The organism is Rouxiella sp. T17 (assembly GCF_036663475.1).
Taxonomy (GTDB): domain Bacteria; phylum Pseudomonadota; class Gammaproteobacteria; order Enterobacterales; family Enterobacteriaceae; genus Rouxiella.
Map to the genome: position 1 here is coordinate 1 of NZ_JAWUEA010000038.1, position 24,840 is coordinate 24,840.

The window sequence follows — 24,840 nt, forward strand, 5'->3', positions numbered from 1 at the left end:
GGTGCACCCAGGAAGATTCGAACTTCCGACCGCTCGGTTCGTAGCCGAGTACTCTATCCAGCTGAGCTATGGGTGCATCTTAAATGGCGGTGAGGCGGGGATTCGAACCCCGGATGCAGCTTTTGACCGCATACTCCCTTAGCAGGGGAGCGCCTTCAGCCTCTCGGCCACCTCACCATACGCTTCTTTCGAATTGTGCTGACTAACTTTGTTTAAGCTCATCGGCACTGCGTGGCGCACATATTACTTTCCCGGGCATATAAGTCAAACCCTTTTTCCCAAAGAATTGTTTGTTTGGACAATTCCCACTCAACCTGCGCAGATTACCGGCAAAATAGTCCTCTTAAACCTTAAAATGCGAGGTTTACTCAGAAAAAAGCAGGCGGCAAGAAAGCAATGTCGGGAAGATTATTTTCGAAAAGAGGGCAAGAGAGAGGAGTAAAACGGGGAAAGGACGGTAAAAGTTCATCAGCGCCTCGCCAAAAACGAGACGCCTGATAAATTAATAACTCGTCTGTTGAGATTTTTCAGCCTGAATGCGCTGGTAGATCTCTTCGCGGTGAACAGAGACCTCTTTTGGTGCGTTAACACCAATACGCACCTGATTACCTTTAACACCTAAAACGGTAACAGTCACCTCATCGCCAATCATGAGGGTTTCACCAACTCGGCGAGTCAGAATAAGCATTCTTTGCTCCTTGAATAATTAAAAGAGTCGGGTCTCTCAGTTTCACAGTCATTATCTATTATAAGCTGTAAAAACGTAAGCCATGACCTCCACATAAAATGTACGGCAGCTCAATACATTAGCTGTGAGTGATCTTTAGTTTAGCCGAAATCGACAGAGCCGTGACGTAAATAGTGAGATTTTACCGGTCATAAAGACTGAAAACGCCATAACAGACAAGAGATTATGGCGTTTTCACAATTACTGAATTTAAGACTACAGCTTGCTGGCTACCCAGGCTTCTACACCGGCCAAGGCCGCAGGAAGCGCCTGTGCATCGGTGCCGCCCGCCTGAGCCATGTCAGGACGACCGCCGCCTTTGCCGCCAACTTGCGAAGCGACCGTACCGATCAATTCACCCGCTTTAACGCGATCGGTTAAATCTTTTGTCACACCAACAATCAGACTAACCTTACCCTCCGCGACGGTCGCCAGCACAATAATGGCAGAACCTAGCTGATTTTTAAGGTCATCGACCATGGTACGCAACATCTTCGGCTCGACGTTATCCAACTGCTTAACCAGCAGCTTAGCACCTTTCACATCAACAGTCTGACCAGACAGTGACGCGCTTTCCTGCGCCGCCTGCTGATCTTTCACCTGCTGCAGCTCTTTCTCAAGCAGGCGCGAACGTTCAATCAGGCCGCGAATCTTGTCGGTCACGCTGTTAACGTCACCTTTAACCAGCTGAGCCACGTCTTGCAGCAAATCGCTCTGCTGATGCAGCGCAGCAATTGCGTTGTCGCCGGTGATGGCTTCGATACGACGAATACCTGCCGCCGTGCCTGATTCGCTTTGAATGCGGAACAGGCCAATGTCGCCGGTACGGCTCGCGTGAATGCCACCACACAGCTCGGTTGAGAAGTCACCCATCGACAGCACGCGCACGTGGTCTTCGTACTTCTCGCCGAACAGCGCCATTGCGCCCTTACCTTTCGCGTCTTCGAGGGCCATGATGTTGGTCTCGATAGGCAGGTTACGGCGAATTTGGGCATTGACCAAATCTTCGACCTGGCGAATTTGCTCTGCTTTCATCGCTTCTGGATGAGAGAAGTCAAAACGTAGGTAGTGATCGTTAACCAGCGAGCCTTTCTGTGCAACGTGCGTGCCCAGAATTTGACGCAGCGCGGCGTGCAGCAAGTGAGTTGCAGAGTGGTTCAGACGGATGCGGTCACGACGAACAGCATCAACGTCGGCTTCTACGCTGTCGTTAACGCTAAGCTTACCGGCGCTCAGAACGCCCTGATGGCCGATTGCCTTACCGTATTTCTGCGTGTCGCTCACGGCGAACTCGCCAGCGGCAGTTTTCAATACGCCTTTATCGCCAACCTGACCCCCTGACTCGCCGTAGAATGGCGTATCGTCAAGAATGACAATCGCGCTTTCTCCGGCCTGAATCTCATCAACCTGCTGGCCGTTAACAAACAGCGCGACAACTTTTGACTGACGTTGCACGTGGTCGTAGCCCGAGAACTGGGTCGCGCCATCGACACGCACCATGCTGCTGTAGTCAGCGCTAAAGCCGCTGGCCTCGCGAGCACGGTTACGCTGAGCTTCCATTGCAGTTTCGAAGCCCGCTTCATCAATCTTCAGATTGCGTTCACGGCACACGTCGGCGGTTAAATCGACCGGGAAACCAAAAGTGTCATACAGGCGGAAGACGATTTCGCCTGCCAGCGTGTCACCTTTTAGTGCAGCCAGCTCGTCATCCAGCAGCGCCAAACCGCGCTCCAGAGTACGGGCAAACTGCTCTTCTTCAGTTTTCAGCAGTTGTTCAACGTTAGCCTGCTGTTTCGCAAGCTCTGCGCCTGCAGAACCCATGACCTGAATCAGTGGTGCCACCAGCTTATAGAAGAAGGCTTCTTTCGCGCCCAGCATGTTGCCATGACGCACCGCGCGGCGAATGATGCGACGCAGCACGTAACCACGACCTTCGTTTGAAGGGATCACGCCATCCGCTATCAGGAATGCACACGAGCGGATGTGGTCGGCAATAACACGCAGCGATTTATTGTTCAGATCGGTCGCGCCGGTCACGTTCGCTACGGCGGTGATCAGTGTCTGGAACAGATCGATGTCGTAGTTGGAGTTGACGTGTTGCAGCACGGCGGTAATACGCTCAAGACCCATTCCGGTATCAACCGACGGTTTCGGCAGTGGCAGCATTGTGCCATCGGCCTGACGGTTGAACTGCATGAAGACTAAGTTCCAGATCTCGATGTAGCGATCGCCGTCTTCTTCCGGGCTGCCCGGAGGTCCGCCCCAGATGTGGTCGCCGTGATCGAAGAAGATTTCGGAGCACGGGCCGCAAGGACCGGTATCGCCCATCTGCCAGAAGTTGTCGGAAGCGTACTGCGCGCCCTTGTTGTCACCGATGCGAATAATGCGCTCTTTCGGCACGCCAATCTGGTTTTCCCAGATATCGAAGGCTTCGTCATCAGTGGCATAAACGGTAACCCAGAGTTTTTCTTTCGGCAGGTTAAACCAGTTTTCACCGGTCAACAGCTCCCAGGCAAACTTGATGGCGTCTTCTTTAAAGTAGTCACCAAAGCTAAAGTTACCCAGCATCTCGAAGAAGGTGTGGTGACGCGCGGTATAACCAACGTTTTCAAGGTCGTTGTGTTTGCCACCGGCGCGCACGCAGCGCTGTGACGTGGTCGCGCGCTGATAATCGCGGTCGTCCATGCCAAGGAAAACGTCTTTGAACTGGTTCATCCCGGCATTGGTAAACATCAATGTCGGATCGTTGGTAGGGATCAGTGAGCTGCTGTCGACAACAGTGTGTCCCTTACTATGGAAGAAATCGAGAAACGCTTGACGGATCTCAGCGGTGCTCTTGCTCATAAATGTCCCGGAATAAGGCTAAAAGGTCGGCCCGTGAGCAAGATTAGCGTGATTACGTCCAGCTTACTTTGTCGCTCACGAACAAAAAGTGGGGATAAGATAAAATTTCTTCGCTGGGAAGTAAAATCCAGTATGCGTTCAATCCTCAAAATCACGATAAATAGACTGAATTTCTTCCTGGAAAAAACCGCGATAGAGCAAATAACGCAAAACTTTCGATTTTTCCTTCCATTCCGTTGGCAAAGGCTGACCGAATTTATGCGTCGCCAATTCATAGGCTTTAGTACACCAGTCTACTTCCGCATTTTCTAACGCTTCGGCAATGACTTCTTTATCGACACCCTTTTGCGTCAATTCAGAGCGAATACGCTGAGCGCCTAATCCTCGATTACTGCGACCGGAAATATAACGCGCGGCAAATTTGGCGTCGTCGAGCCAACCATGTTCGTAGCAGTAGGCGATGACCTGCTCGACCTGTTCCGGGCAGATCTCTTCCGGCTCTTTAGGTGTGGCGGGCTTGCGTGCTTCCTGATTTTGACGAGCTTTATAGGATGAAGGTCGGCTGAAAGGCTGCGGTGGGGTGAGCAGTTTGCGGCGCAGCTCGGCTTCACCGTGATCGCGTTGACCCAATAAACGCATCGCGCGAGCAATCAGATTATTAAGTTTCTTTGCACGATCGTCTTCAGTGGTCGAAAACAGCGAGGAAGGTGCATCGTACTGTTCGTTGTCCTGCGTCATGCCTGTTTCCTTTTCCTTAAAATGCAAAAAAACAGCCGGATAAAGGGCTGTTTTTTTGAGGGGGACAAGCTTGTAAACCTGCCGGTAAAACATGGCTACCGGCGGGCTTGGCGTAGAGGATTAAAACTCTTCGCTGGTCTCAGCATTGTCATCCAGATTTTCGGCAGTCACGGCGGCGCTAAGCTCACCGGTGCCGCTCAACAGCATATCTCTGAGTTTCTTGTCGATTTCAGCGGCCACTTTCGGGTTTTCTTTCAGGAAGTTACTGGCATTCGCCTTACCCTGACCGATTTTGTCGCCGTTGTAGCTGTACCATGCACCGGCTTTCTCGATCAGTTTGTGCTTAACGCCCAAATCGACCAGCTCGCCATTGATGTTGATACCTTCACCGTACATGATCTGGAATTCAGCCTGCTTAAACGGTGCAGCAATTTTGTTTTTCACAACTTTAACGCGCGTTTCGCTACCGACCACGACATCGCCGTCTTTGATTGCGCCGATACGACGGATATCAAGACGTACAGAGGCGTAGAACTTCAGTGCGTTACCGCCGGTAGTGGTTTCCGGGTTACCGAACATCACACCGATTTTCATACGGATCTGGTTGATGAAGATAAGCAGCGTGTTGGCGTTTTTCAGGTTACCGGCCAGCTTACGCATCGCCTGGCTCATCATACGTGCCGCGAGGCCCATGTGAGAGTCACCAATTTCGCCTTCAATTTCTGCTTTCGGCGTCAGTGCTGCAACGGAGTCGACGATGATAACGTCAACCGCGCCTGAACGAGTCAGGGCATCACAGATTTCCAACGCTTGCTCACCGGTGTCCGGCTGCGAACACAGCAGGTTGTCGATGTCTACGCCGAGTTTCTTGGCATAGATTGGGTCGAGCGCGTGCTCGGCATCGATAAACGCACAGGTTTTACCTTCGCGCTGCGCGGCAGCAATAACCTGCAGCGTCAGGGTGGTTTTACCTGAAGATTCCGGTCCGTAAATTTCGACGATACGGCCCATAGGCAAGCCGCCTGCGCCCAACGCGATATCCAGAGACAGAGAGCCGGTGGAGATCGTTTCAACATCCATGGAGCGATCTTCGCCAAGGCGCATGATGGAGCCTTTACCGAATTGCTTTTCAATCTGGCCCAGTGCCGCAGCTAACGCCTTTTGCTTGTTCTCATCAATAGCCATTTTTACTCCTTCGCGTAACGCCGATGTGTGTCACCACACGCCTTTGTCACTGAATGTTGTTGTTTGGATGCACAGTACACATACAGGTAATTGACAGTAATTATACTGTATACGCATACAGTATCAAGTCTATTTTACTAAAAATTCGTCGAGAAGCGTTTGCAGCGCAAATACAGCGGCTTGCAGGCGAACGGCTTCACGGTCACCGGAAAAAACCTGTTTGCAGGCATAGATGCGCCCGTCGTTGTTGGCAAAGCCGAACCAGACGGTGCCCACCGGTTTTGCTTCACTGCCGCCATCTGGACCCGCAATACCGCTGATAGACACGGCAAGATTCGCTCCGGCGGCATAGCGGGCACCGCGCGCCATTTCACGCACGACTTCTTCACTGACGGCGCCAAACTCTTTTAACGTTGAGTCGGAAACATCCAGCAGTTCGCGCTTTGCCGCATTGCTATAAGTGACAAAACCGCGGTCAAACCAGGCAGAGCTGCCGGCAACATCGGTAATGGCTTTTGCTACCCAGCCACCCGTGCAGGATTCGGCGCAGGTGACCCACAGGTCGCGCGCTTTCAGGGCCGCGCCCACCTCAATACTGAGCTGATGCAATTTTTTTTCGGTCATGGATTCTTCCGCAACGTAGGATCAACTCAGGCAATGTTAGCACTTCCTGAGCGAGATTCACTCTCCTCGACAACAATCTTCGAGGCATCGCCAGAACATAAGCAACACCCTCAACGCGCTAACAATATTCTTTCGATACGTCTCTCAAATGGGGACGATAATCGGCAAAATCAAGCCTGAAGGCCTGTTGAATTCTGTGCTGTTATGAGATGTTGGCGAGGTAAATCTGGATAGCTGAAAGTGATGCAGAAAAGTGGGCAAAAAAATGGCGGCTCAATCTTATGGCCGCCATCTTTAATTATCGTATTAAGGTGCAGGTGCAATTAATGCTGAGGTTTACTTAACCCTATTTACCTAACGCTAAGAACCTACTTAACGTTAAGAATTTACTTAACGCTAAAAGACCGTTAAAGGCCGGTGCGCGCCTGCTTGACCGCCAGACCCAGCTGCCACACGGCCATCGCATATTGCGTGCTGTGGTTGTAGCGAGTAATCGCATAGAAGTTTGGCAAGCCATACCAATATTGATAACTGGTGCCCATATCGAGACGCAACAGGCTGGCCTGCTGATATCCGCCAAGCGAGCCGAGCGGCATCAAGCCTGCCGAAGAGAGCGTGGAAACCGAATATTTGGTCTGATAGCCGTTTTCGAGACCCGGCGCCTGACCGCTTGCCTGAACCGCCACCGGCTCGCCACTCGCCCAGCCATTGCCCTGGAAGTAATGCGCGACGCTGCCGATAGCGTCAATCGGATCCCACAGGTTAACGTGTCCGTCGCCATCGAAATCAACGGCATACTGTTTGAACGCCGAAGGCATGAATTGGCCGTAACCCATCGCGCCCGCAAAGGAACCACGCAATGCCAGTGGATCGTCATTTTCAGCACGAGACATCAGCAGGAAGGTTTCCAGTTCGCTGGCAAAATAGTCGGCGCGACGTGGATAATCAAAGGCCAGCGTTGCTAGCGCGTCGATAATGCGCGTTTTACCCATCACCCTGCCCCAACGCGTTTCAACGCCAATGATGCCCACGATAATTTCCGGTGGCACGCCGTATTGCTGATAAGCACGCTGCAACGCGTCTTGATATTGATCCCAGAACAGCACGCCGTTCTGCACGTTATCCGGCGTAATGAATTTGGCGCGATAGCGAACCCAGGCACCATAAGGTCCTGAAGGCGGTTGCCCGGTCGGGGCTTGTCTATCCATCAGGCGCAACACCCAGTCCAGCCTTTTAGCCTGACTCAGCGTGTTGTGCAACTGCTCGCGATCAAAACCGTGCACGCGCACCATCTTGTCGATAAAGGCATTGGCAGCGGTATTATTCGAAAAATCACCGCTCGCAAAGAAAGCATTTTGGTTTTGCGCCGGAGGAGGAAGTAAAAAACCGCCGGTAGGCACATTTTGACTGTTTTTAGGCGTACTGCTACATGCGGAAAGCAGGACAACCAGAGGCAGAAGGGTAGTCAAATAACGCATCAGATATCCGTATGGCAATACAAAAAATTGGATCGACATGTTAATGCATTGTTCAAGGCGAACGAAAGGAATGTTTAGAAAAATTCAATTAATAGGCAGGGTTCAAGACGCAAAAAAAGAGAGCGGCGTAATGCACTGGCTCTCTTTTTATTCACATCATGCCGCACAAAAGTCTTAGTTTTTCTTCACAAATTCGGATTTCAGCTTCATCGGCCCAAAACCGTCGATCTTGCAGTCAATGTTATGATCGCCTTCGACTAAACGAATACTTTTAACTTTGGTGCCTATTTTGAGCGGCGTTGAACTGCCTTTGACTTTGAGATCTTTGATTACCGTCACCGAATCCCCGTCGGCAAGCAGGTTACCGTTGGCATCCTTAACCACCAGCCCTTGCTCATCCGCCGCGGCATTTTCCGTGGCTGACCATTCATGCCCACATTCTGGGCAATTAAATTGTTCGCCATTTTGCCAGGTAAACTCGGAACTGCATTTTGGACAATGTGGTAATGGTTGCACGATAACCTCTTAAAATTATTAATAAAATAAGCTAAAACCCTGCCATCTAAAGACCACAAGGTTTGTCAGCCTATATAGTACCGCTTTACACGGGTTAAAAATACCGTGGCGGTTAAGTGGGAATTTCTTGCCAATTCCTCGAGGTGCATTCCAGTTTACGGGGTGTCAGTTTTCCCGTGCTTGGGCTACTATAGCGTCATAAAATTTAAGGGCTGGCGTCATAAAATTCAAAGGCTGGCGTCACAAAATTCAAGGGCTAGCATTACAGATCTCAGGAACTGGCAGCACAAGTTTTCAATGCTGAACCTGAGTATTAGCTCTCTGAATTCACGCAATTAATTCGATTTTCATGAGCGTCACGCCTGACGGAATTCAATGCAGCGCCCCACTCTTTCGACTGCCGGCCGACCTCATAAAAACATTACGTATAAACAAATAAGAAACCAAGCGCATGAGTAATAGCGATAATTTAGATTCCCACACCCCAATGATGCAGCAGTACCTGCGTTTGAAGGCGCAGAATCCTGAAATCCTGATGTTCTATCGGATGGGCGATTTTTACGAGCTGTTTTACGACGATGCCAAAAAGGCCTCGCAGCTTCTGGATATCTCACTGACCAAACGCGGCGCTTCTGCCGGCGAACCTATCCCGATGGCGGGCGTGCCCTATCATGCGGTTGAAGGCTATCTGGCCAAGCTGGTTCATCTCGGCGAGTCGGTGGCAATCTGTGAACAGGTCGGCGACCCTGCGCTGAGCAAAGGGCCGGTCGAACGTAAAGTCGTGCGTATTGTTACGCCCGGCACCGTCAGTGACGAAGCGCTGCTCAGCGAACGTCAGGACAATCTGCTGGCGGCGATTTGGCAAGATGCCCGCGGGTTTGGTTACGCCACGCTAGATATCAGCTCGGGCCGTTTCCGCGTCGCGCAGCCTTCCGACCTCGAAACCATGGCCGCCGAAATTCAGCGCACCAATCCGGCCGAGTTGCTCTATCCCGAAACCTTCGAGACGATGTCATTAATCGACGGCCGTCGCGGCCTGCGTCGTCGCCCTATCTGGGAGTTTGAGCTCGAAACTGCGCGCCAGCAGCTGAACCTGCAATTTGGCACCCGCGACCTCAGCGGTTTCGGCGTCGAGCAGGCTACGCAGGCGTTGCGCGCCGCAGGTTGTCTGCTGCAATACGTGAAAGATACGCAACGCACCTCGCTGCCGCACATTCGTGGTGTGACGATGGAGCGCCAGCAGGACGGCATTATTATGGATGCCGCAACGCGCCGTAATCTCGAGCTGACGCAGAATCTTGCCGGTGGAATCGAAAACACGCTGGCGGCCATTCTCGACCACAGTGTGACGCCGATGGGCAGCCGCATGCTTAAACGCTGGATCCACATGCCCACCCGCGACTTCAGCGTGTTGGGCCATCGCCAGCAGGCCGTCGGTGCGCTACAAGATTTAACCGCCGAATTGCAGCCGGTGCTGCGTCAGGTGGGTGACCTCGAGCGTATTCTGGCTAGACTTGCGCTGCGCAGCGCCCGTCCGCGTGACTTGGCCCGCATGCGCCATGCGCTGCAACAGCTGCCTGAAATCCGTGAGATTCTACAACCTGTCGACGTGCCGCATATTCAAACGCTGGTGCAACAGGCGGGCGAGTTTGACGAGCTGATTGCCCTGCTCGAACACGCGATTATTGAGGCGCCGCCGGTGCTGGTTCGCGACGGCGGCGTGATTGCGCCTGGCTACAATGCCGAGCTGGACGAATGGCGCGCGCTGGCCGATGGCGCCACCGACTACCTCGATCGTCTCGAGATCCGCGAGCGTGAAAAGCTGGGCCTCGACACCTTGAAGGTTGGTTTTAACGGCGTTCACGGTTATTACATTCAGATTAGCCGTGGGCAAAGTCATCTCGCGCCAATCCATTACGTTCGTCGTCAGACGTTGAAAAACGCCGAGCGCTATATTATTCCCGAGTTGAAAGAGTATGAAGACAAGGTTCTGACCTCAAAAGGCAAAGCCCTGTCGCTCGAAAAAGCGCTGTATGAAGAGCTGTTTGATTTGCTGATGCCGCACCTGTCGGCGTTGCAGCTGAGCGCAGCGGCGCTGGCCGAAATCGACGTGCTGAACAACTTTGCCGAGCGCGCCTACACCATGAATTATTGCTGTCCGATGCTGAGCGAAAAGCCGGGCATTAATATTGTGGGCGGTCGCCATCCGGTGGTCGAACAGGTGCTGCGAGAGCCGTTTATTTCCAACCCGCTCGCCATGTCGCCACAGCGCAGAATGCTGATTATTACCGGCCCGAACATGGGCGGTAAGAGTACTTATATGCGTCAGGCGGCGCTAATTACGCTGATGGCGCACATTGGCAGCTACGTGCCGGCGGATCAGGCAACGCTCGGCCCTATCGATCGTATCTTTACGCGCGTCGGCGCAGCAGACGATCTCGCTTCTGGTCGCTCCACCTTTATGGTTGAAATGACCGAAACGGCCAATATTCTGCATAACGCCACTGAAAACAGTCTGGTGCTGATGGACGAAATTGGCCGTGGCACCTCAACCTACGACGGTCTGTCGCTGGCGTGGGCCTGCGCCGAGAATCTTGCCAGTCGAATCAAGGCGATGACGCTGTTTGCTACCCACTATTTCGAGCTGACTACGCTGCCCGAGAAAATGGAAGGCACGGTAAACGTTCACCTCGATGCCATTGAGCACGGCGATACGATTGCCTTTATGCACAGCGTGCAGGAAGGCGCGGCGAGTAAAAGTTACGGGTTGGCGGTTGCTGCATTGGCGGGCGTGCCGAGAGAAGTTATCAAACGTGCGCGACAGAAGCTTAAAGAGCTGGAAACCCTGTCGAACAACGCGGCGGCGAGTAAAGTTGATGGTCCACAGCTGCCGTTGCTAAGCGAAGAAACCTCGCCTGCGGTTGAAGCACTCGAAGCACTGGATGCCGATTCGTTGTCGCCACGACAGGCGCTGGAATGGATTTACCGCCTTAAGGCGATGGTTTAATTAAAGAAAGTTACCAATGACTTAACGCCATGGTCTCGTCGAGATCATGGTTTCATTGTAATTGAGTGAATGAATAATTGATTTTGTGTTGTGTACAATACAATTGAACGTAATAAAAAAGGTGGGCATATGCCCACCTTTTTTGTTTGTTTCGATAACTATCGGAATGACGAAGATCCGTGCAAAACTTGCCTTCGTCGTTCCGATCTCTATTGAAGATTAGTTATTCACGAAACAACGCTTCAATGCTCAGACCTTGTCCCTGCAGGATTTCTCGCAGGCGACGCAAGCCTTCAACCTGAATTTGACGAACACGTTCACGCGTAAGACCGATTTCGCGGCCAACGTCCTCAAGGGTTGCTGCTTCGTAACCTAAAAGGCCGAAACGACGCGCCAGGACTTCACGCTGCTTGGCATTCAACTCGAACAACCACTTAACGATGCTGTGTTTCATGTCATCGTCTTGGGTGGTGTCTTCCGGACCATTCTCTTTTTCATCGGCCAGAATATCTAACAGCGCTTTCTCGGAGTCACCGCCCAATGGGGTGTCAACAGAGGTAATTCGCTCATTCAGGCGCAACATACGACTTACGTCGTGGACCGGCTTATCGAGCTGCTCTGCAATTTCTTCAGCACTTGGCTCGTGATCGAGCTTGTGTGCCAATTCACGTGCAGTACGCAGGTAAACGTTCAATTCTTTAACAATGTGAATCGGCAAACGAATAGTACGGGTTTGGTTCATGATAGCCCGTTCAATCGTCTGGCGAATCCACCAGGTTGCGTAGGTGGAAAATCTAAAGCCGCGCTCAGGGTCAAATTTTTCGACTGCACGGATCAGGCCGAGGTTACCCTCTTCAATCAGATCCAGCAGTGCCAGGCCGCGGTTACTGTAGCGGCGGGCAATTTTAACTACCAGACGCAGGTTACTTTCAATCATGCGGCGACGAGACGGAACATCTCCACGCAGTGCACGTCGAGCAAAAAAGACTTCTTCTTCTGCTGTTAACAGAGGCGAATAACCGATTTCACCAAGGTACAGTTGAGTTGCATCCAGCACTCTTTGGCTTACAGCCTGCGACAATAACTCTTCTTCTGCTTCAGAAGCGTCGTTGTCAACAGACTCCTCGACGGTGACTTTCTCTTCGTCAAAGGCTTCAGCGCTGTTCTCGTCGAAATCTACATCATCATGTAACTCGTTAATTTTCAGCGTATTCTGATTCATAAGCTGCTCCTACCCGTGGTCCCAAGAGCAGAATCGGTGACTCTGCTCGGCTTATCGCTGCGGAAGATAACGCAGCGGGTTTACGGATTTCCCCTTGTAACGAATTTCAAAATGTAATCTTACTGAACTGGTTCCGGTGCTACCCATGGTCGCTATTTTTTGTCCCGCCTGCACTTCTTGTTGTTCCCGGACCAGCATTGAATCGTTGTGTGCATAGGCGCTCAAGTAATCATCATTATGTTTAATGATGATCAGGTTACCGTAACCCCGCAGTGCATTACCGGCATAAACGACGCGACCACTTGCGGTAGCCAAGACGGCCTGTCCGCGCGAGCCCGCGATATCGATGCCTTTATTTCCCCCTTCGGAAGCTGAGAAATTATCGATAATTTTGCCGTCAGTTGGCCATCTCCAAGAGGAAATAGGGCCGCCATTATTGGTAGTGGTTGCGACGACAGTACTAGGGGCGGTAACCGGTGCTGTTGTTGTCGTGACAACGCCAGCAGTAGGCAACATCTTACCTACATTTGGTTTACTTGAACTTTCAGAATACGTGGTAGTTGGTTGAGATGCAACCACTGTACCCTGCATCATTCCGCTCGACGGCGCTTTCGGCACGCCGCCGCGGGTGGCGTCGGTGCTGGCTAACATTCCACCAGAGCTCGCCGTTTGCGATACGTTGTTGATCTGAATCGATTGTCCGACTTCAAGACCGTAAGGTTCAGCGATATTATTGCGCGCGGCAAGGTCTCGGAAGTCGTTACCGGTAATCCAGGCAATATAGAAAAGTGTGTCGCCGCGCTTAACTTTATAGGTGCTGCCGTTGTAGCTGCCCTTGGGGATACTGTTGTAACTACGGTTATAAACGATGTGTCCCTGAGCGTTGATCATTGGGGCATTATCGCTAGAATTCGGAGTAATCTGACCCCCTGAAGGGCGTGTCAGCATGCCTCCGCCGCCATTAACGCTGCTTATTGGCGCAGTAGTCGAGGCATTATTGGAGCATCCCGCGAGCCAGGCGCCAACAAATGTACATACCGCGAGGCGGCTAAAGGTCTTGATTTGGCTTCCGGTGCTCATAACTCCCCCATGACGGCAATATCAGAATCTATCGCGGCTCAGGCCAGACGCGGTCTGGCTTGACAGTAAAATCGGCTGTCGACAAAACACAGCATGGTAATGTGCTGAGTACGCGGTTTTGGCCTGATGGCGATAGTTTAAAAAACTGTGGCAGTAAAAAACTGTAGTGAATGCTATCAACAACGCAACGTTATCACCATAAATCAGTTGTATTTAATTTTTAAGGATTTAATGTCCGAACGCGCGAAATACGGGTCTTTAGGCAAGCTCGCCTTTGACTAAAGGAACGAAACGCACGGCTTCGATATTCTCGATGATAAAGTCTTTGCCACGTCGTTGAATACGTTGCAAAGTCTGATTTTGCTCGCCGACGGGCAAGACCAGCACGCCGCCTTCTGCGAGCTGGGCGAGTAAAGCCTGAGGGATTTCGGGGGGTGCGGCGGTAACAATAATCGCGTCAAAAGGGCCACGAGACGGCCACCCTTCCCATCCGTCGCCGTGACGAGTAGAGACGTTGTGCAAATCCAGCTGTTTCAGGCGGCGTTTTGCCTGCCATTGCAGCCCTTTAATGCGCTCGACCGAGAAGATGTGCTCGACCAGATGCGCCAGAATCGCTGTCTGATAACCTGAACCCGTGCCAATTTCCAGCACGCGAGACTGCGGATTCAACTGCAACAGCTCGGTCATGCGCGCCACGATATAAGGCTGCGAAATGGTCTGGCCGAGGCCGATAGGTAACGCCGTGTTTTCATAAGCCTGATGCTGGAAAGCCTCGTCGACAAAGCGTTCGCGCGGCACGGTTTCAATCGCGTGCAGCAGCTTCTCATCCGAGATGCCCTGTTTTTTAAGCTGCTCCAGCAGGTTGTACATCGGCTTAATCACCATGCCCGTTCACCTCGGCTTTGGCTAACCACGAACTCACGATATCCTGCGCGGCGTAAGCCGTTAAATCAACGTGCAGAGGCGTAATCGAAACGTAGCCCTGCGCCACGGCGGCAAAATCGGTATCCGGCGCGACATCAAACTTTTCGCCCGGCGGGCCAATCCAGTACATGTCATGGCCGCGCGGATCCTGCTGACGAAAGACTTTATCGGCGGGATGACGGCTTCCGCAGCGCGTAACCCGGATGCCTTTAATCTCTTCCAGCGGCAAATCAGGCACATTCACATTCAAAATACGGCCGGTACGCAGCGGCTCATTTGCCAGCATGCGCAGCAGACGGCAGGTGATCGCCGCCGCCGTGGCGTAATGTTGATGCCCGTCCAGCGAGACGGCCAGCGCGGGATAACCTAAATGCCGCCCTTCCATCGCCGCCGCCACGGTGCCGGAGTAAATAACATCGTCGCCGAGATTTGGCCCGGCGTTAATGCCCGACACCACGACGTCGGGCCGCGGACTCATCAACGAATTCACGCCGAGATAAACGCAGTCGGTTGGCGTGCCGTTGATAACCGCCGTGTCGCCGTTGGGATAAGTGTGTACCCGCAGAGGTGAATCCAGCGTCAGGGCATTGGACGCGCCGCTGCGATTGCGGTCAGGCGCGACCAGCGTCACGTCGGCAAATTCGCGCAGCGCGGCCGCCAGCGTTTGAATGCCGGGTGCCGTTACGCCATCGTCATTACTCAACAATATCCGTATCAAAGGTGTCATGCCTCTTACTTATCGGGTCTGGCTTGTCGTGATGAGACACTCATGTCAACAGGCCGCAACGGGCGATTACTCGCTAATGTCGGCGTCGCCCGCTTCCTGTCCCATCAGTTCGCGCACCAGGCTGGTGGCAAAACTGCCTGCCGGCAGCCAGAATTTCAGCTCCAGCGTGGTGGCGTCGATTGCGTGCCACGCAAGATCTTGCGGATGCAGCATGATCGCGCGCCGCGCAGGGTCTACACGTTCGCGTTTAAGCAGCGACAGGAGATCGGTTTGCTCAGCAATACAGCTTAGCTCAAATTCTTCGGCGGCTAGCTGCGAGCCCAGCGGGCCATCGCCCGGCAGCGGTGCGGTAATCAGCAGTTCGCCCTGCGCCACGCGCGCCTGCACCGACTCTAGCTCCTCTTCTTTGGCCACAAACCAGCTGCCGCGTCCGCTAAGCTGTAACGCATCGCCGAGCAGCGCTTCGCCCATGAGATTTTTGGCAAGACGTTCACTGGCAACGATATTAAACAGCGCGCTGCGGCTGGCAGAAAGATAGAAGCTGCGTTTCGGACGTTCTTTAACGCGGATTTCATCACGCGCCCAACGCGCGGCCTGCACCAGATTATTGCCGCCGCGACCAAAGCGCTGCACGCCAAAATAGTTCGGCACGCCCTGCGTTTTAATCTGTTCCAGTCGCTGCTGCATATCGGCCAAGTGGGTCAGATTACGCAACACTAACGTAAAGCGGTTGCCTTTCAGCGTGCCGATGCGCATTTTCTTGAGGTGTCGCGCAAAACGCACGATTTCGCAGCCTTCAAGCTGGAAATTGGCCAGATCCGGATTTTCTTTGCCCGGCAGATGCACACAAAACCACTGTTCGGTTACCGCGTGGCGATCTTTCAACCCGGCGTAACTTACCGAACGCGGATGCACGCCCGCGAAGCGCGCCAGCTGCTCGGCCACAAACTGCGTGTTGCAGCCGGTTTTACGGATGCGCACCAGCAGATGTTCGCCCTCGCCGTCAGGTTCAAAGCCGAGATCTTCTTCAACGATGAAATCTTCTGCATTGGCTTTCAGCGTGCCGTTAGAAACCGGCTTGCCGTACAGCCAGGTCAGATTATTCATATCCACGGCTTAATCCTTGATTAACAAGGCAACGGCTTCGCACGCGATGCCTTCACCACGGCCAGTAAAGCCCAGTTTCTCGGTGGTGGTCGCTTTCACATTGACGTCGTCCATGTGACAGCCCAGATCTTCGGCGATAAACACGCGCATCTGTGGAATATGCGGCAGCATTTTAGGCGCCTGCGCAATGATGGTGATGTCGAGATTGCCGAGACGATAGCCTTTGGCCTGAATCTGGCGATAGGCTTCGCGCAGCAGCTCGCGGCTGTCGGCACCTTTATAGGCGGGATCGGTGTCGGGAAACAGTTTGCCGATATCGCCCAGCGCCGCCGCGCCAAGCAGCGCGTCGGTGGCCGCGTGCAGCGCCACGTCGCCGTCGGAGTGCGCCAACAATCCTTTGTCGAAAGGAATGCGCACGCCGCCGATCACCAGAGGGCCTTCGCCACCAAATTTATGAACATCAAAACCGTGACCGATACGCATCATGCGCTCTCCTCTTGGTGCAACTGAGTTAAAAAGAATGCTGCCAGTGCCAGATCTTCTGGACGGGTAACTTTAATATTATCGGATCTTCCGGCCACCAGCTGCGGATGATAACCGCAATGCTCCAGCGCCGAGGCTTCGTCGGTGACCGTCGCGCCTTCATCCAGCGCGCGAATCAAACAGCTTTTGAGTAAATCCAGCGGGAAAAACTGCGGCGTCAGCGCGTGCCACAGGTCTTGTCTGTCAACCGTGTGGGCAATTTTTTCGATGCCCGGCTCGCCGCGTTTCATGGTGTCGCGCACGGGTGCCGCCAGAATACCGCCGACCTTGCTGGTTTCACTGATTGCCAGCAGGCGATTGAGATCGTCGAGATGCAAACAGGGCCGCGCCGCGTCGTGAACCAGTACCCAATCAGCCTCGCCGGCCTGTTTTAGGCCCGCCAGCACCGAATCGGCACGCTGAGCGCCGCCTATCACGACGTTAACGCGGGGATCGTTCGCCAGCGCAAGTTGCGCGAAGAAGCGGTCATGCGGGCCGATCGCGACAATCACCTGCCGCACTCGAGGGCTGCGTAACAGCGCGCCAATCGCGTACTCGAGCAGGGTTTTGCCCTCGATGGTCAAATACTGTTTGGGAATTTCGCTTTGCATGCGGCTGCCAATACCGGCGGCGGGTAACACCGCGACGATATCAGCCGGGGAAACGGCTGGATGACTCATGGATTATTATTGGTTCTTGCTTGCGTGGAATTTGAAGCCTGTGTGCGCTTGTTTTGGTCTGGCACAAGGCGATAGAAACTCTCGCCAGGCTTAATCATGCCTAGCTCGTTGCGTGCGCGTTCCTCAATCGCCTCCTGACCCCCGTTAAGGTCGTCTATCTCTGCGAAGAGTTGGTCGTTGCGTGATTTAAGCTTAACGTTGCTGCCCTGCTGGACCTCAACATCGTCGTTAACCCGCACGTAATCGTGAATACCGTTCTTACCCAACCACAGCGAATACTGTAGCCAGCCAAGTATAATCAATAATAACAGCGTTAATTTGCCCATTCCGCCCCCTGAAAAAGCCGCTCAATCATCCCACAACTTTCACAGTTACTCCACAGTGAAGGGGAAATTGACGCAGAGATTAGGAGTGTGGGTAGAAAATTGGCTGATTAGCCAGCAGAAAGGCAGGGTAAGCGCGGTTTTACCAGCCCGAAAGAAAGGAAAATATTGCCCAGAACAGGCAGATGACCGACAAACCGGTCAGCGGCAGCGTTTTCCATAGACTTCCGCCAAACAGCATGCTGAAGGCAATGCCGATTAAAACAGAAACAGGCAGCAGCGCGATAAAAAACGGCCAGGTATAAAGCAGGAAAAACAGCGTATTAGAGCCGTAAACCATAAACGGAATTGCAAACGCCAGCCAAAAGGAGACAAACCCCGTGCAGCCACCCAGCATCGAATAGGACGGTTCTTCCCTATCCTGCGGCTCTGGCTTCTTGCGGGTGAGGTCGATAAAGATCTGACTTAAGGTTTGCATGGCTCGACTCCTGTTCTCATGTCGCCAAGAGTTAGTGGCTGACAATGACGCCGCAGAGTCACAGATTCGGCGGCGTTTTGTCGGCTACATTCAGGAGTTGATGATACCTCTCTGGCGCAGCACGGCTAATAATTGCGGCACCAAATGTGTTACTAATTGTTCACCTTGCAGATGAACGTCAGCCTGCAACGGCGGCTCGTAAACCGAGTCGATGCCGGTGAAGTTTTTCAGCTCGCCCGCACGCGCTTTCTTATAGAGACCTTTCGGGTCACGCGCCTCGCAGATAGCCAGCGGCGTATCGACAAAAATCTCGATAAACTGCCCGTCATTCAACAGCTCACGCACCATGTCGCGCTCGGCACGATGCGGCGAGATAAAGGCGGTCAACACCACCTGACCGGCATCCACCATCAGCTTCGCCACTTCGCCGACGCGACGAATATTTTCACGGCGATCGTCATCGGAAAAACCCAGATCACGACACAAACCGTGTCTTACATTGTCACCATCTAGCAGATAAGTGCTGACGCCAAGGCTGAACAGCGCCTGCTCCAGCGCGCCCGCCACCGTCGATTTACCGGAGCCCGAAAGCCCCGTAAACCACAGCACCACGCCCTGATGCCCGTGCTGCGCTTCGCGATCCGTACGCGTTACGGCGTGCGGATGCCAGACGATATTTTCGTCCTGCTGCGCCATAGCTATTTGCCACCCAGCAGGTCGCGCGCGCCCCAATGCGGGAAGTGACGACGAACCAGCGCGTTGAATTCCAGCTCGAAATCGCTGTAAGCGCTTTTCTCCTGATAAACATCTTCCAGCGCTTCACGCACCAGACCCGCGCCGACGGTCACGTTAGAGAGGCGATCGATAAAGATCATTCCGCCCGTTACCGCGTTTTCCTGATAGTTATCAAGCACCAGTGGCTCATCGAAGGCCAGCTCGACCAAACCGATGCCGTTGAGCGGCAGGCTGTCGACCACGCGCTGCGTCAGCGAGTTGATTTCAACCTGATACTCGATGTTTTCAACGCGCGCGCGCGATTTCTTGCCGCCCACCTTGATGTCATAACTTTGCCCGACGCTCAACGGCTGCTCGGCCATCCACACCACATCAACCTTGGCGTTTTGCACCGGCTTGAGGGTTTCGTTGATGTCGACCAGCGTGTCGCCACGGCTGATATCGACTTCGGTGTCCAGCACCAGCGTAATCGCTTCACCGGCCCAGGCTTCCTGCAGGTCGCCGTCGAAAGTAACGATGCGCGCCACCGTTGACTCCACGCCCGACGGTAACACCTTGATTTTCTGACCAACGCGTACGGAACCCGAGGCCAGCGTACCGGCATAACCGCGGAAATCGAGGTTTGGACGGTTAACGTATTGCACCGGGAAACGCATCGGCTGCTGCTCGCGGATATTAATCACGTTGACGGTTTCGAGCACGTCGAGCAGCGTCGGCCCGTGATACCACGGCATTTTCTGGCTTTCGGTGGCAACGTTGTCACCTTCGAGAGCAGAAAGCGGCACGAATTTGATATCCAAGTCAGTCGGCAGCTGCTCGGCGAAAGTCAGGTAATCCTGACGGAACTGCTCAAACACCTCTTCGCTGTAATCGACCAGATCCATCTTGTTCACCGCCACCACCAGATGACGAATGCCCAGCAGCGTAGCGATAAAACTGTGACGGCGGGTCTGGTCGAGCACGCCTTTACGCGCGTCGATCAGCAAAATAGCCAAATCACAGGTCGACGCGCCGGTCGCCATATTGCGGGTGTACTGCTCGTGTCCCGGCGTATCGGCGATGATAAACTTGCGTTTTTCAGTCGAGAAATAGCGATAGGCCACGTCGATGGTGATGCCCTGCTCGCGCTCGGCCTGCAAACCGTCAACCAGCAGCGCGAGGTCAACTTTTTCGCCCTGCGTGCCGTGACGTTTGCTGTCGTTATGCAGCGAAGAGAGCTGATCTTCATAAATCTGACGGGTATCGTGCAGCAGACGGCCAATCAGCGTACTTTTGCCATCGTCAACGCTGCCGCAGGTCAGAAAGCGCAGCAGACTTTTGTGCTGTTGTGCGTGCAGGTAAGCTTCGACGCCACCCTGCTCGGCGATTTGTTGTGCAATTGCGTTATTCATTGTCCGTGCTCCTTAGAAATACCCTTGACGCTTTTTAAGCTCCATCGAACCTGCCTGATCGCGGTCGATAGCGCGGCCCTGACGCTCGCTGGTGGTGGAAATCAGCATCTCTTCGATGATTTCCGGCAGCGTTTGCGCTTCAGACTCCACTGCGCCGGTCAGCGGCCAGCAGCCGAGGGTACGGAATCGCACCATTTTTTCTTCGATTGTTTCGCCCGGTTGCAGGTCGATGCGCTCGTCGTCGATCATCATCAGCATGCCGTCGCGCTCAAGCACTGGACGCGGCGCGGCGAGGTAAAGCGGAACAATCTCGATATTTTCCAGATAGATATATTGCCAGATATCCAGCTCGGTCCAGTTGGAGAGCGGGAACACGCGGATGCTTTCACCCTTGTTAATCTGGCCGTTGTAGTTGTGCCACAGCTCAGGACGCTGGTTTTTTGGATCCCAGCGGTGGAAGCGATCGCGGAACGAATAAATACGCTCTTTGGCACGGGATTTCTCTTCGTCACGACGCGCGCCGCCGAAGGCCGCATCAAAACCGTATTTGTTCAGCGCCTGCTTCAGCCCCTCGGTTTTCATGATGTCAGTGTGCTTGGCGCTGCCGTGAACGAATGGGTTAATGCCCATCGCCACGCCTTCCGGATTTTTATGCACCAGCAATTCGAAGCCGTAATTCTTGGCGGTGCGATCGCGGAATTCGTACATCTCCTTGAATTTCCAGCCAGTATCAACGTGCAGCAGCGGGAAAGGCAGCGTGCCCGGGAAGAACGCCTTGCGCGCCAGATGCAGCATCACGGAGGAGTCTTTGCCGATGGAGTACATCATCACCGGGTTGGCGAATTCAGCCGCAACCTCGCGGATGATATGGATGCTTTCCGCCTCCAGCTGTCGTAAGTGGGTCAGTCGTTTTTCGTCCATATCAGATCCTTAAGCCAAATTCACGACCGTCGGGCGTTGTGCGCCGGCAGTCTCTGGATGATGCCCAAACCAGGCGAGTTTATGATGAAGTTCTGCCACCTCACCGATCACCAGCAGGGCCGGAGACGGCGCCTGATGGGCTAATTGTTCAAGATTTTGTAACGTGCCGACGCGAACCTGCTGGTCGTGACGCGTCCCGCGCGAAATCACCGCTACCGGCGTCTCGGGCGAACGGCCGTGAGAAATCAGCTGGTGACTTATTTCGGCGGCTTTCATCGCGCCCATGTAAATCGCCAGCGTTTGCTGACCGCGTGCCAGTTCGGACCACTGCAAACCGTCGCCGTCGGTGCGAATCTGGCCGGTGATAAACATCACGCTCTGCGCGCGCTCGCGGTGAGTCAGCGGAATACCGGCATAGGCCGTTGCCCCCGCCGCTGCCGTAATACCCGGCACCACCTGGAAAGGAATACCGGCCGCCGCGACCACTTCAAGCTCTTCGCCGCCGCGACCAAAGATAAACGGATCACCGCCTTTCAGCCTGACCACTTTTTTGCCCTGCGACGCCAGCTCGACCAGCAGACGGTTGGTCTCTTCCTGCATCACCAGATGATTTCCGGCGCGCTTGCCGACGCAGATTTTCTCGGCGTCGCGGCGCACCAGATCCAGCACTTCATCGCTGACCAGATAATCGTAGAGCACCACATCGGCCTGCTGCATAACCTGCAAACCGCGCAGCGTCAGCAAACCGACGTCGCCGGGACCCGCCCCAACCAACGTCACCAGACCGCGATGCGTCGCGTCGTCCGGTGCATCCATTAGCTGTTGTAACGACTTTTCTGCCTCATCAAACTGCCCCCCAGCGGTTAATGAAGCAAAATTGCCGTCAAAGGCCTGTTCCCAGAAACGTCGGCGGGCCGACATCGAGTTAAAACGCTGCTTGACGCGCTCGCGCCAGCTGCCGGCAATTTCTGCCATTTTACCGAGGCTCGCCGGAAGCAGCGTTTCGAGTTTTTCGCGCAGCATTCTCGCCAGCACGGGCGCAGTGCCGCTGGACGAAATGGCGACCACAATAGGTGAACGGTCGACGATCGACGGGAAGATAAACGAGCACTTTGGCTGGTCGTCGACCACGTTAGCCAGCACGCGGCGCTCGTTGGCGTCATCATAAACCTGCGCGTTGAGCACGGTGTCGTCGGTCGCCGCAATCACCAGAAAGACGTCGTCGAGCTGATCGGCGTGATACGCCGTCGCCAGCCAGTGAATGGCCGCCGTCTGGTGCAGATGTTCAACCTCTGAAGAGAGCGATTGCGACACTACTCGTACTTCCGCGCCTGCACGCAGCAGCAGATCAATTTTGCGCGCAGCGATTTCGCCGCCGCCAACAACCAGTACCGGACGTTGTTTCAGGTCGGCAAATATAGGGAGATAGTCCACAACAACCTTTTTATGCTAAGCATATCGATAATATAACTATACGGCGTAGCCGCTAGCCGGATGAAATGACGAAATGGAATGATTAGTTCCAATATGGAATATAGGGCTTAAAAAACTTATTTTGAGAAAACGGTAAATTGTTTATTAGCCTGCTAAATCGCATACTGATACAAGACAAATAAAGAATGAAAAATAAGGATTTTTAGTATGCGTTCTCTTCGCCACGTGGTGCGTTCAGCCGTTCTTCTTGCGCTGAGCGGCCTTTGTGTGGGTAATGCCTTAGGTCAAACTGTTGATAATCTGCCGCTCGGCAAAATTGCAGAACAGCAAACTCGCCACATCGCGACCTATTTCCCAGGCCGGATGGCGGGCAGTCCGGCAGAGATTATTGCCGCGGACTATCTCAACCATACCTTCACCAAAATGGGTTATTCAAGCCGTTTACACCCGTTTGACGCGCAATTTCTCTATCGAAGTCAAAATACGGGTAGTCAACATACAGGTAGTCAACATACAGGTAGCCAAAATACCGGCACTCAAAGCCAGCAGCAGAACGTGCACAGCGTTCACGCGACCTCGGTGATTGCCGATAAAGCCGGTGACGCGCCGCAACAGATTGTGGTGATGGCGCATTTTGATACTTATCTGCCGCAAAGCGATGCCGATAGCGATCGCAATCTTGGCGGACTGACTCTACAGGGCGTTGATGATAATGCTTCGGGCGTGGGCGTGATGCTGGAACTTGCCCAACGAATGAGCACTATCAAAACGCATTACAGCCTGCGTTTCGTGGCGCTAAGCGCGCAGGAAGCCGGCGAGCAAGGCGCGAAGGATTATCTCGCCCAGCTGAGTCCGCTCGAGAAAAAACGCACGCTGCTGGTTATTAATCTTAATTCTCTTATTGTTGGCGATCGGTTGTACTTCAACAGTGGCGTAAACACCTCGTCGGTGGTGGCAAAACTTTCTCGCGATCGCGCGCTGGAAATTGCGCGCCGTCTGGGTATTGCCGCGACGCGCAGCCCCTCGGGCACCAGCTGTTGCGAAGGCCTGAAAGCGCTCGACAGCGAGCACATTCCGCTGCTGCTGGTTTCGGCCAGCGATTGGCGATTGGGCAAGAAAGATGGTCACCAACAGCGCGCGGTGAGCGCCCATTTCCCGAGCGGATCAAGCCGTCATCAGGGGCAAATCGACAACCTGCAATATCTCGATCGCTATTTGCCGGGCCATCTCGCCAAGCGCGAAAAAGAGAGCGTGCGAATCTTGCTGCCGCTGCTGAAAACGCTGGCTAATCCTCCGGCCAACGCCTAAAAACGTTATCGTGATAATGATAAAAAATCGGGATAACGATAGAAAATCGGGATAACGATAAAAAAACCGTCCTCGCTGAGTGAGCAGGGACGGTTTTATCAGGAAATCAGCCTTCGTGCAGTCCGCACTCGCGCTTGAGGCCGAAGAAACGGATCTCTTCTTCCGACATCCCCTCTTCCCATTTTTTGGTGGTGTGCGTGTCGCCCACCGACAGATAGCCCTGATCCCACAGCGGGTGATAGCTTAGCCCGTGCTGCTTCAGATACTGGAAGATCTGGCGGTTATCCCAATCGATAATCGGCAGGATTTTGAACACGCCGCGCTGCACCGCCAACACGGGCAGATTAGCGCGACTGCCAGACTGCTCGCGACGCAGGCCCGCAAACCAGGTCTGCGCCCCTAACGATTCGAGCGCGCGGTTCATCGGCTCAACCTTGTTAATCAGATTGTACTTTTCAATGCCCTCGACGCCCTGCTCCCACAGCTTGCCGTAACGCGCTTCCTGCCACGCCGCAGAGTGCTCGGCGCGATAAACCTTGAGGTTCAGGTCGAGCTGCTCGGTCAGTGAATCAATAAACTGATAGGTTTCAGGAAACAGGTAGCCGGTGTCGGTCAGAATCACCGGAATATCTGCCTTCTGGCGCGTAACCAGATGCAGACACACCGCCGCCTGAATGCCGAAGCTGGACGAAAGGGTAAATTCGCCCGGCAGGTTTTCCAGCGCCCAAATCACTCGCTCTTCAGCCGACAGTTTTTCCAGCTGGCCGTTGATTTCGGCCAGTGCCAACGCCTGCCCGGACTTGGGCAGCGCATTTAGTTCTGTAAGGGCTGTTGATCCTTTGAAGGAAAGTGCCGTCATAACGCCTCCT

General features: G+C 53.7%; 23 protein-coding genes and 2 tRNA genes. 2 read left to right on the forward strand and 23 right to left on the reverse strand.

What is annotated here, in order from left to right; genetic code table 11:
* Positions 1–2: 2 nt before the first annotated feature.
* From SC206_RS16500 to SC206_RS16540, 9 genes are all read right to left on the reverse strand, one after another.
* Positions 3–76, reverse strand: a tRNA-Arg gene (locus SC206_RS16500).
* A gap of 8 nt (positions 77–84) precedes the next feature.
* Positions 85–177 (reverse strand) — tRNA-Ser (locus tag SC206_RS16505).
* Positions 178–502: 325 nt separating this feature from the next.
* A complete protein-coding gene (gene csrA, locus SC206_RS16510; protein ID WP_013574027.1) occupies positions 503–688 on the reverse strand; it encodes a carbon storage regulator CsrA in 186 nt (61 codons plus the stop codon).
* A 255-nt stretch (positions 689–943) separates the two neighbouring features.
* Positions 944–3,571, reverse strand: coding sequence for an alanine--tRNA ligase (gene alaS / locus SC206_RS16515; protein ID WP_332738786.1), 2,628 nt, complete (start codon positions 3,569–3,571; stop codon positions 944–946).
* A 138-nt stretch (positions 3,572–3,709) separates the two neighbouring features.
* Complete coding sequence (recX, locus tag SC206_RS16520; protein ID WP_442976119.1) at positions 3,710–4,210, reverse strand: recombination regulator RecX; 501 nt, start codon at positions 4,208–4,210, stop codon at positions 3,710–3,712.
* 219 nt (positions 4,211–4,429) lie between these two features.
* Positions 4,430–5,494 carry a recombinase RecA gene (recA, locus tag SC206_RS16525; RefSeq protein WP_332738790.1) on the reverse strand — a complete coding sequence of 355 codons (1,065 nt, stop codon included), beginning with the start codon at positions 5,492–5,494 and terminating at the stop codon, positions 4,430–4,432.
* Between the two features lie 129 nt (positions 5,495–5,623).
* Positions 5,624–6,118 carry a nicotinamide-nucleotide amidase gene (gene pncC / locus SC206_RS16530; RefSeq protein WP_332738792.1) on the reverse strand — a complete coding sequence of 165 codons (495 nt, stop codon included), beginning with the start codon at positions 6,116–6,118 and terminating at the stop codon, positions 5,624–5,626.
* A gap of 407 nt (positions 6,119–6,525) precedes the next feature.
* A complete protein-coding gene (gene mltB / locus SC206_RS16535; protein ID WP_332738794.1) occupies positions 6,526–7,596 on the reverse strand; it encodes a lytic murein transglycosylase B in 1,071 nt (356 codons plus the stop codon).
* A 174-nt stretch (positions 7,597–7,770) separates the two neighbouring features.
* Positions 7,771–8,112, reverse strand: coding sequence for a zinc ribbon domain-containing protein YjdM (locus SC206_RS16540; protein WP_332738796.1), 342 nt, complete (start codon positions 8,110–8,112; stop codon positions 7,771–7,773).
* Positions 8,113–8,563: 451 nt separating this feature from the next.
* On the opposite strand from SC206_RS16540, the gene mutS reads away from it, so the two are divergent.
* Positions 8,564–11,119, forward strand: coding sequence for a DNA mismatch repair protein MutS (mutS, locus tag SC206_RS16545; protein ID WP_332738798.1), 2,556 nt, complete (start codon positions 8,564–8,566; stop codon positions 11,117–11,119).
* 223 nt (positions 11,120–11,342) lie between these two features.
* Here mutS and rpoS read toward each other — a convergent pair whose 3' ends face one another.
* The 13 genes from rpoS to cysG form a co-directional block, all read right to left on the reverse strand.
* Positions 11,343–12,341 (reverse strand): RNA polymerase sigma factor RpoS, encoded by a 999-nt coding sequence (gene rpoS / locus SC206_RS16550; RefSeq protein WP_332738799.1) that lies wholly within the window; start codon positions 12,339–12,341, stop codon positions 11,343–11,345.
* 51 nt (positions 12,342–12,392) lie between these two features.
* Complete coding sequence (gene nlpD / locus SC206_RS16555) at positions 12,393–13,421, reverse strand: murein hydrolase activator NlpD (RefSeq protein WP_332738801.1); 1,029 nt, start codon at positions 13,419–13,421, stop codon at positions 12,393–12,395.
* 258 nt (positions 13,422–13,679) lie between these two features.
* Entirely contained in the window at positions 13,680–14,306 is a 627-nt protein-coding gene (locus SC206_RS16560) for a protein-L-isoaspartate(D-aspartate) O-methyltransferase (RefSeq protein ID WP_332738803.1), read from the reverse strand.
* Positions 14,296–15,063 (reverse strand): 5'/3'-nucleotidase SurE, encoded by a 768-nt coding sequence (surE, locus tag SC206_RS16565; RefSeq protein ID WP_332739161.1) that lies wholly within the window; start codon positions 15,061–15,063, stop codon positions 14,296–14,298. Before surE ends, SC206_RS16560 begins: the two co-directional genes overlap by 11 nt.
* A 75-nt stretch (positions 15,064–15,138) precedes the next feature.
* Positions 15,139–16,185 carry a tRNA pseudouridine(13) synthase TruD gene (gene truD, locus SC206_RS16570; protein ID WP_332738804.1) on the reverse strand — a complete coding sequence of 349 codons (1,047 nt, stop codon included), beginning with the start codon at positions 16,183–16,185 and terminating at the stop codon, positions 15,139–15,141.
* A 3-nt stretch (positions 16,186–16,188) separates the two neighbouring features.
* Positions 16,189–16,662, reverse strand: a complete 474-nt coding sequence (gene ispF, locus SC206_RS16575) for a 2-C-methyl-D-erythritol 2,4-cyclodiphosphate synthase (RefSeq protein ID WP_332739163.1) — start codon at positions 16,660–16,662, stop codon at positions 16,189–16,191.
* A complete protein-coding gene (gene ispD, locus SC206_RS16580; protein WP_332738806.1) occupies positions 16,662–17,381 on the reverse strand; it encodes a 2-C-methyl-D-erythritol 4-phosphate cytidylyltransferase in 720 nt (239 codons plus the stop codon). Before ispD ends, ispF begins: the two co-directional genes overlap by 1 nt.
* Positions 17,378–17,707 (reverse strand): cell division protein FtsB, encoded by a 330-nt coding sequence (ftsB, locus tag SC206_RS16585; RefSeq protein WP_332738807.1) that lies wholly within the window; start codon positions 17,705–17,707, stop codon positions 17,378–17,380. The genes ispD and ftsB overlap by 4 nt, the downstream gene beginning before the upstream one ends.
* A gap of 139 nt (positions 17,708–17,846) precedes the next feature.
* On the reverse strand, positions 17,847–18,182 hold the full coding sequence (locus SC206_RS16590) for a DUF3561 family protein (protein WP_332738809.1): 336 nt from the start codon (positions 18,180–18,182) through the stop codon (positions 17,847–17,849).
* A 90-nt stretch (positions 18,183–18,272) separates the two neighbouring features.
* Entirely contained in the window at positions 18,273–18,878 is a 606-nt protein-coding gene (gene cysC, locus SC206_RS16595; RefSeq protein ID WP_332738811.1) for an adenylyl-sulfate kinase, read from the reverse strand.
* A 2-nt stretch (positions 18,879–18,880) separates the two neighbouring features.
* The gene (cysN, locus tag SC206_RS16600) at positions 18,881–20,308 is read right to left on the reverse strand and encodes a sulfate adenylyltransferase subunit CysN (protein ID WP_332738813.1); all 1,428 of its coding nucleotides are present in this window, start codon (positions 20,306–20,308) and stop codon (positions 18,881–18,883) included.
* A 12-nt stretch (positions 20,309–20,320) separates the two neighbouring features.
* A complete protein-coding gene (gene cysD, locus SC206_RS16605) occupies positions 20,321–21,229 on the reverse strand; it encodes a sulfate adenylyltransferase subunit CysD (protein ID WP_332738815.1) in 909 nt (302 codons plus the stop codon).
* Positions 21,230–21,238: 9 nt separating this feature from the next.
* Entirely contained in the window at positions 21,239–22,663 is a 1,425-nt protein-coding gene (gene cysG / locus SC206_RS16610) for a siroheme synthase CysG (RefSeq protein ID WP_332738817.1), read from the reverse strand.
* 207 nt (positions 22,664–22,870) lie between these two features.
* On the opposite strand from cysG, the gene SC206_RS16615 reads away from it, so the two are divergent.
* Complete coding sequence (locus SC206_RS16615; protein WP_332738819.1) at positions 22,871–23,971, forward strand: aminopeptidase; 1,101 nt, start codon at positions 22,871–22,873, stop codon at positions 23,969–23,971.
* 106 nt (positions 23,972–24,077) lie between these two features.
* Here SC206_RS16615 and SC206_RS16620 read toward each other — a convergent pair whose 3' ends face one another.
* The gene (locus SC206_RS16620; RefSeq protein ID WP_332738821.1) at positions 24,078–24,830 is read right to left on the reverse strand and encodes a phosphoadenylyl-sulfate reductase; all 753 of its coding nucleotides are present in this window, start codon (positions 24,828–24,830) and stop codon (positions 24,078–24,080) included.
* Between the last annotated feature and the right edge of the window lie 10 nt (positions 24,831–24,840).